This window comes from Alistipes sp. CAG:29 (genome assembly GCF_000435435.1).
Taxonomy (GTDB): Bacteria; Bacteroidota; Bacteroidia; order Bacteroidales; family Rikenellaceae; genus Alistipes; species Alistipes onderdonkii.
Window position 1 is genome coordinate 20,326 of the sequence record NZ_FR893390.1, and the last position, 7,551, is coordinate 27,876.

The 7,551-nt window shown below is 51.3% G+C and carries 12 protein-coding genes and 1 tRNA gene; all 13 read left to right on the forward strand.

Going from position 1 to position 7,551, the window contains the following annotated elements:
• The first annotated feature begins 8 nt into the window (after positions 1–8).
• Positions 9–197, forward strand: coding sequence for a DUF3873 family protein (locus tag QVP03_RS00420; protein ID WP_022331731.1), 189 nt, complete (start codon positions 9–11; stop codon positions 195–197).
• Positions 198–204: 7 nt separating this feature from the next.
• A complete protein-coding gene (locus QVP03_RS00425) occupies positions 205–426 on the forward strand; it encodes a hypothetical protein (protein WP_022331732.1) in 222 nt (73 codons plus the stop codon).
• A 14-nt stretch (positions 427–440) separates the two neighbouring features.
• Complete coding sequence (locus tag QVP03_RS00430; protein WP_022331733.1) at positions 441–632, forward strand: hypothetical protein; 192 nt, start codon at positions 441–443, stop codon at positions 630–632.
• Entirely contained in the window at positions 619–804 is a 186-nt protein-coding gene (locus QVP03_RS13740; RefSeq protein WP_353890200.1) for a MerR family transcriptional regulator, read from the forward strand. The genes QVP03_RS00430 and QVP03_RS13740 overlap by 14 nt, the downstream gene beginning before the upstream one ends.
• Positions 805–831: 27 nt before the next feature.
• The gene (locus QVP03_RS00435) at positions 832–1,266 is read left to right on the forward strand and encodes a hypothetical protein (RefSeq protein ID WP_022331734.1); all 435 of its coding nucleotides are present in this window, start codon (positions 832–834) and stop codon (positions 1,264–1,266) included.
• 39 nt (positions 1,267–1,305) lie between these two features.
• Positions 1,306–1,432 (forward strand) — tRNA-OTHER (locus QVP03_RS00440).
• 32 nt (positions 1,433–1,464) lie between these two features.
• Entirely contained in the window at positions 1,465–2,403 is a 939-nt protein-coding gene (locus QVP03_RS00445) for an ATP-binding protein (protein WP_022331735.1), read from the forward strand.
• Positions 2,387–3,169, forward strand: coding sequence for a hypothetical protein (locus tag QVP03_RS00450; RefSeq protein ID WP_022331736.1), 783 nt, complete (start codon positions 2,387–2,389; stop codon positions 3,167–3,169). The genes QVP03_RS00445 and QVP03_RS00450 overlap by 17 nt, the downstream gene beginning before the upstream one ends.
• Before the next feature lie 2 nt (positions 3,170–3,171).
• The gene (locus QVP03_RS00455; RefSeq protein ID WP_022331737.1) at positions 3,172–3,519 is read left to right on the forward strand and encodes a hypothetical protein; all 348 of its coding nucleotides are present in this window, start codon (positions 3,172–3,174) and stop codon (positions 3,517–3,519) included.
• Between the two features lie 3 nt (positions 3,520–3,522).
• Complete coding sequence (locus QVP03_RS00460) at positions 3,523–3,939, forward strand: recombination protein NinB (RefSeq protein ID WP_022331738.1); 417 nt, start codon at positions 3,523–3,525, stop codon at positions 3,937–3,939.
• Positions 3,940–4,596 (forward strand): hypothetical protein, encoded by a 657-nt coding sequence (locus tag QVP03_RS00465; protein ID WP_022331739.1) that lies wholly within the window; start codon positions 3,940–3,942, stop codon positions 4,594–4,596.
• Positions 4,597–4,614: 18 nt separating this feature from the next.
• The gene (locus tag QVP03_RS00470) at positions 4,615–6,264 is read left to right on the forward strand and encodes a DEAD/DEAH box helicase (protein ID WP_256166545.1); all 1,650 of its coding nucleotides are present in this window, start codon (positions 4,615–4,617) and stop codon (positions 6,262–6,264) included.
• Between the two features lie 9 nt (positions 6,265–6,273).
• The coding region (locus tag QVP03_RS00475; protein ID WP_288210574.1) for a ParB/RepB/Spo0J family partition protein at positions 6,274–7,551 on the forward strand (1,278 nt) is incomplete at its 3' end.

Consider the following 7,551-nt stretch of genomic DNA (forward strand, 5'->3'; position numbering starts at 1 on the left):
ACTGCGCTATGGAAACTTCAATTAACAAAAACGGATGTTCGACTTGTGAGGTCGGGAAAGAAAAGTACACGACTTTCGAACATCGCGGTAAGACCTATTACCAGTATGACTACCGCCACACGGACGGCCGCTTATTCAGCACTACGGGTTCCTCGGTTGACTCCTGCCGTGCAAAACGTGATCTGTGGCTCAAATAAATTTATCATGGAACAGAAAACTCAAACATTCGCGGCGCTCTACGACGCGCTACCACCGACAGAAAAGAACCGCATCACGGCTGAAATCATAAATCGGTGCAACGTCAGCCTTTGGACGATTCAATCATGGAAATCCGGATGCCGGAAACCCAAACCCAAGAGCCGGGAGATACTCGCCGAACTGTTTGATGTCCCGACCTCTGAAATGTTCCCCGAAACTGTAAACTAAAACGACACGACACTATGGACAACTTCGAAATCATTGACTTCAACACACTGGAAAGGCGGAAACGCAAGGCAATTCTGAATCACGCGATCAAAGACATGGACAGAGTGGCCATGCAACGCAAAAAGGAAGGTCTTGAGCCTCGCGGCTTCCTCCTGCAGTTTAACAATCTTATTCAAGTAGAAAAATTACATCATGGAAACAATTGAATGGGTAAGACGAAAGGATTTATGCAAAGAACTCGGTATCAGCGCACGAACGGTTCAACGCTACACCAAGGCAGGATTATTCAGAACTAAGCCCCGCAAAACCCCATCGGGCGGATATGTACTACTCTACAATCTGAACCAAGCCCGACGCGCCTACACACAACCATCGTAAAAAATCAACGCCAAAACACCCCAAGTCATGAATACTCACGATAATACCACAGGAACGGAGCAAATCACCAACAGCGAACGGCAGCGCACGGCGTCGGGAATGCCCGTTATCCGCATCCCGCAAAAAGTCTATGAGACGATTGCCGAGGAGATTATCGACAAGGTAGACGGTCGGCCGTACTATGAAATGAAAATCGAGCGGGACAACGGCACCTATGCTTGGGAGTATTCAATCAAATTCTATGCTTACTACGAGGTAGACCGCCGCCCGGACGGTGATGCTACTCGCCTCAAAGAGATTGCCCCAATTTGGGCGGAGTTCCATATGTGGTTCTCGGATGATGAAGAGGAACTGCAAAATGATTTCGATGCGGAAAAGCTCCGCGATCATGGAATACCATACAACAAACCTTTTACAACATCGGGAGTACGAACGGGTACTCAATGTGCAAGCCGCCCGTGAGGGTCGCCCAAACCGTCCGTCCCACGATACGGGACAACCGGGGAGGTGGTGAAACGGTAGACATACACACTATTGCCGACGTTCTTTCTTATCCACAAAAAAAACGCCGAGGGCGACAGGTGACGCAGATAGGCTGCGTGTGCGGGTTCGATTCCCGCCCTCTCCACAACATTGTTCAACCATTTAAAATCAAACACTATGACATTGATCCGCAAACCCAATGAGATTCAGATTCAGGGTAAAATCAAGATGCTGATTTACGGCCAGCCCGGTATGGGTAAAACCACTATGGCCCTCTCAGCTCCCGATCCGCTGCTTATCGACTGCGACAACGGCGTACAGCGTGTGAATCCGGCGCATATCAGCGACACCGTGCAGGTTTCGTCCTACAACGACGTACTGGCGGTTCTGAACGAGGATTTAAGCCCGTACAAGTCCCTCGTTATCGACACGGCTGGAAAACTTCTCGACTTCATCGCAGCGTATGTCATTGCTCGCAACCCGAAACTGGGCCGTGCAAACGGAGCCCCCACATTGCAGGGCTACGGCGAAATCAAAGCCGAGTTTTCGCAGTTCTGTAAATTGGTGATGTCGAAAGACAAGCATCTGATCTTTGTAGCACACCGCCAAACACGTACCGAGGGTGACGAAACGCGCTACGTTCCCCTGTTCAGCGGTTCGAACTACGACGCTGTTGTAACCGAACTCGACCTTTTGGGCTACATTGAGGCCAACGGCAACAAGCGTACGATTACGTTCAATGGCACGAGCCGCAACGACGGTAAGAATACCTGCAACCTGCCGGCTATGCTCGACATTCCATGTGTCGTCGATCCGGCCACGGGCAACGGCCTGCCGAACCGCTTCCTTTCCGACGCAGTAATCAAGGCCTACAACAACCACCTTTCGCGCCTGCAGGAGCAGGGACACAAGTACGCGGCGATTATGTCGCAGCTCAAGGAGAACATCGCGGCCATCACGGACGACATTTCGGCAAACGATTTTGTCGATCGCATCGACACGTTCGACCACGTCGGCGCGTCGAAAGTTGCCGCCGGCCAACTTCTCAGCGAGAAATGCCGTGCCCTCAAATTGACCTTCAACAAAACGACCCGTCGCTATGAGCAAGGTGCCTAACATCCGGTATCAATTCTACGCCACTTTGCTCGACAGCTTTCAAAGCTATTTGAGCAGTGACGAGATTTGGGAGAAATATTGGGGCAGCTCCACAAAACCCGAAACCCTCACTCCGGACGAGTTCTGTGAGAAAAGCAAGCAGGACGTCCTCGACCGCATCAACCGCGTGCCATTCCAAAGTGCCGCGGCCGATCAGGGAACATGCTTCAATGAGATTGTCGATTGCCTTGTACTGAATAAGGCTACATGCCGCGAGGATATGGTACTTCGTTCTGACAAAGAGCGTCAAATCTTCTCGGCCGACTTTCGGGGACAGACCTATGAATTTCCGATGTCGATTTGCTGGGAGTTCGCCAAGTACTATAAAGGGGCATTGCCGCAGGTATTCTGCGAGGGTGTTCTGCCGACCAAGTACGGCGATGTCCGGCTTTATGGGTACATCGACGAGCTGATGCCGTTCGGCATTCATGACATCAAGACCACGGGCGGTTATCAAGCGGGGAACTTCCGTAAACATTGGCAGCACCACGCATATCCATTCTGCATGGAGCAGATGGGAACCCTTGTAAAATACTTCGAGTACAACATCTGCGAGATCAAGCGACTGCAATGCGGCGCAGTGAAGACTGCAAGTTTCACGGAGTTTTACCCCTATCTGCCGGAAGAAACGCGAATGTTGCTGACGGCGCACTGCGAGCAGTTCATCGAGTTTATCGAGGCCAACCGCCATAAAATCACAGACACGAAAATCTTTAATCAAGAGTAATCATGGCAAAACAGATTATAGGCCGCCACAACGTATGCGCGGCGAAGGAATACACCACCTCACAAGGAGAGGTTAAGACCCAGTGGGTGCCGATCGGCACGTCCGTAACTTTCGACGACAGCTCATACCTTATCAATATCAATGCCCTGCCGATGGGCAATTGGTGGGACGGTGTGCTGCAAGGCTTCAAGCAGGAACCCCGCGACCAGCAGGGCACAGCCCGGTCGCAGTCACCCGCCGCCGGAGGCTATCAGCAACCACAGTACGGCCAAGCACCGCAGGGGTATCGACCGCCGGCCCCGGCACCCGTCGCAGCTCCTTTCCCACCGTACGAAGAAAGCCCATTTTAAGCGATGAAAGATTTCCGTATCACGACACCCAAAGACAAAGAGGCTGTTAAGGCCTACCTCGACCGTCTGCCGGACGGCAAGCGTTACGATGTGGTCGTGAAACTCCACCGGGAGAAACGGACGCTGAGCCAAAACAACCTTTTTCACTTGTGGTGTTCCTGCATAGCCGACGAAACGGGCGAGGATAAGGCCCGGATCAAAATATTGCTCAAAGAAATGTTTCTCGGCTATAAAGAATACGGACTATTCGGCCACAAAACATTTTCGCTGCCCTCGACCTCTGCCCTCGATACGAAACAGATGTCCGAGTTTATGAACAAAGTGCAGGTTTGGGCTTCGGCCGAAATGGGAATCCTGCTACCGGTTCCGGAAGATGAATTTTTCTACCAATTCGAAGAACAATACAAAAACAGAATTTAGATGAAAACAATCAAAATTAAAAGTGCCACACTTTCGGCCCGTACGCTCAAAGTGGCTTACGATGAAACGATCTCAGACGGCACGGCGACCGTAACAAACGAGTACGCAGTAAACAAAGGTACGCTCTGCCATGAAGATTTGATCCATGCGCTGGAGCGGCTCAAACCTCACATGGCTATGCTGTGCGACCTCAAGGAAGTAGGCGGCATCGAAGGGGTTATTATCGACCTTGACCGTTACGATTTCGGGGAAAGCCTCGACAAAGTATTCATCAGCGGCATCAAGGTGTCCTATGGACTGAAGGGCGAAGTACTGACGATCATCGGCGGTAAGACCACGGACAAAGGCCGGGTGCTGAACCTCTGTGCGCCGAGTGTGGCGGATATCGACACTGAATACCCGTATGTGAGTGAACTTTTCGAGGTGCTTGAAAATATCCGCGCGGAGATCAACGCCTATCTGTTTGATGGCAAATGTGCCGTAAAGCAGGCGGAATTTGATTTCGACGAGGATATCTCCGGCGTCGAGGGTGATGCGCCGGAAGAGGCGGCAGAACCCGCGGAGCAGCCCGCGGCCGAAGCACCCGCAGAAACCGAGGGCACACATTTCCCCAAACGTGGCCGCAAGAAAGGCAAGTCGGTAAAACTGTCCGCATAACCGTAGGCATAGAACACCATGTTGATCACCCAAGTAAATACAGACTTCCACATTGCATTCCGCTACTGCCGGCATTTGGTTGAAGCGGTGAAGAACCTGCCCGGTCGTCGGTATGACCCAGTAAATAAATTTTGGGTCGTGCCGACGCGGGAGCGGGCGGCAGTCGAGGCCTTTGCCCGGCGGTATGGCTTTCGGATGGGGGATCAGTCGGCGCGGGCTGAAATGGTCGGAGAGATTCCTCCGATGCCGGAATTGCAGGTTGAAATTCCCCTTGCTATGGAATTGTATCATTATCAGAAGCAGGGCGTGGCGTACTGTCTTGAGCATCCGCACACGATAATAGGCGATAAACCGGGACTTGGAAAGACGGCGCAGAGCATCGCGGCTGTGATTGCTCAACGCGCGTTCCCGTGCCTTATCATCGCGCCGGCGACGCTGAAAATCAACTGGGCGCGCGAGGTTAAGCAATGGGGCGGCGATAAGATGAACGCCATAATCATCAACGACAAAAACCGCCGGACATGGCATCTGTTCTATGAAGCTGGGATGGCGCAGTTCTTCGTGGTGAATTACGAAAGCCTCAAAAAGTACTTCGTGGAGAAGTTCACCAACAAAGAGGGGCAGAAGCTGATGCTTTCGCATATCAAGTTCCGGCCCACGATCGACATTTTCAAGTCGGTGATTATCGACGAGAGCCACCGATGCAAAAACGGTTCTGCCCAGCAGTCTAAGTTCTGCATGGGTATCAGCAAAGAAAAACCCGTAACATACCTGTTGTCAGGTACTCCTTTGGTGAACAAGCCGAAAGACTTGATACCGCAGTTGCATATCATGGGTATGCTGTCGAAGTTCGGAGGATACAAATATTTTGTGAACAGGTATTGCTCCGGGCCGAACGAAGCAAGCAATCTTCGGGAGTTGAATTACCTGCTGAACCTGCATTGTTTCTACCAGCGGGCAAAAGAGGACGTTCTGAAAGACCTCCCGGCCAAGACCCGGCAGACGATCCTTTGCGATATTTCCAACCGCAAGGAGTATATGGATGCCGAACGCGACCTTATCAAGTACCTGCGGGAATACCGGGATGCCTCGGATGAACAGCAGCGCCGGGCTAAACGGGGAGAGGTGATTGTACGTATCAACGTCCTGCGTCAGATATGTGCGCGCGGCAAGGTCAAAGAGGTAAAGGAATTCATCGACGACCTGATCGAATCGGGCGAGAAGCTCATTCTATTTATGAACCTGATCGAACTGGGCGATGCTTTCAAAAAACTGTACCCGAATGCAGTTGTAATCCGCGGCGGGATGTCGGCCGAAGATAAACAGCGCTCCGTCGATTTGTTCCAGCACGACCCCGTCTGCAAACTGGCAATTTGCAATATCAAAGCTGCCGGGGTCGGCTTGACTCTCACCGCATCGTCCCGCGTGGCGTTCGTAGAGTTCCCGTGGACATATGCCGACTGTGAGCAATGCGAGGATCGCGCCCACCGTATCGGGCAGAAAAACAATGTGTCGTGCTACTACTTTCTCGGTGAAAAGACAATCGACGAGGACATCTACAAAATCATCCAAACAAAAAAAAGCATCGCGCAAACCGTGACCGGCACCGTGGATCAGGTTGAAGAAAATGTTGTCGATGCCATCATGAACATTTTTAACCAAAAATAAATTGACATTATGGAAAACAAATTTGTATTTCTCGACATCACGTCGATAGGGATCAACCCTATGAACCCGCGTAAAACATTCGATCCGCGGGCGCTGGGTGAACTCTCGGACAGCATCAAAGTCGTGGGCGTTTTACAACCCATCACCGTGCGGCCGAAACCTACTGAGGAACATGGTGAAAAGTACCAGCTTGTATGCGGTGAGCGCCGTTGGCGTGCTGCGGCCATGGCCGGCCTCAAAGAAATTCCCGCGATTATCCGCGAACTGACCGACGACGAGGCCGTAGATGTTGCCATCACGGAGAACCTGCAACGTAAAGACGTTTCGCCTCTCGAAGAGGCCGACGCATTCAAATATCTGCTCGACAAAGGGCAGAGCATCGCCGACTTGTGCGGACGCTTCGGTAAGAGTGAGTTCTATGTTCGGGGGCGCATGAAACTGCTTGCCATAAGCGACGATTTCCGCAAGATGCTCGATGCTGGGGAAATTTCGATTTCCCAAGCAATGGAGATCGCCAAATTCGACGCGGACATTCAAGGTAGAATGTACGAACAGCATTTTGCCCAGCAATACTATAACTCATGGCACGATTTGAATGCAAAAGCTTTATACCAGCGAGTAGTTCAGTCCTATACGAAAATACTTGATCGATACAAATTCGACAAGGGCGAATGCGATACATGTCCGAACTGCTCCAAGAATTTCAGTCTTTTCGCTGGCGGGGATGGTGAGGCAACATGTCAGGATGACTCCTGCCTGCAACGGAAAAAGCGCGAATATGAACTTGGCATTGCCTTGAAACTTCAAAAGCAGCACCCCGAAGCAGATTTCTACACGATGCACAAGGATTGCCCCAAAAAGGCCGAATTGGAGAAGCAAGGCCACGAAGTCAAGATTTGGCCGGGATGGCCGAACCGTATAGGGGCGGTTGTAACCAAGGAACTCAGAAGTAAAGTCGAGAACGGCACCGCACATCTTGCCATCTGGGTGTATAGCGATGACCCATATTTCGGATATATCGAAACAAATGGTGCAGCTACCCTATCTGAAACCGCCAACTCAATAAAAGAACTCCAGAACAAGGACAACCGAAACAAGGAGCTTGAAGAGGAAAAGACCGTATCGGAAGTACGCGACACCATCAAAAAAATGGATATCGAAACACTGTCTGCCGGAGAGCTTACGGCCTACGAGTCACAACTGACGTTGTTTATCTTGGTTCGAAACCTCAATAAAGAGCAGCAGGAGAAATTAGGCACAGTTCAGCATTACTCGATGTCCGACGAG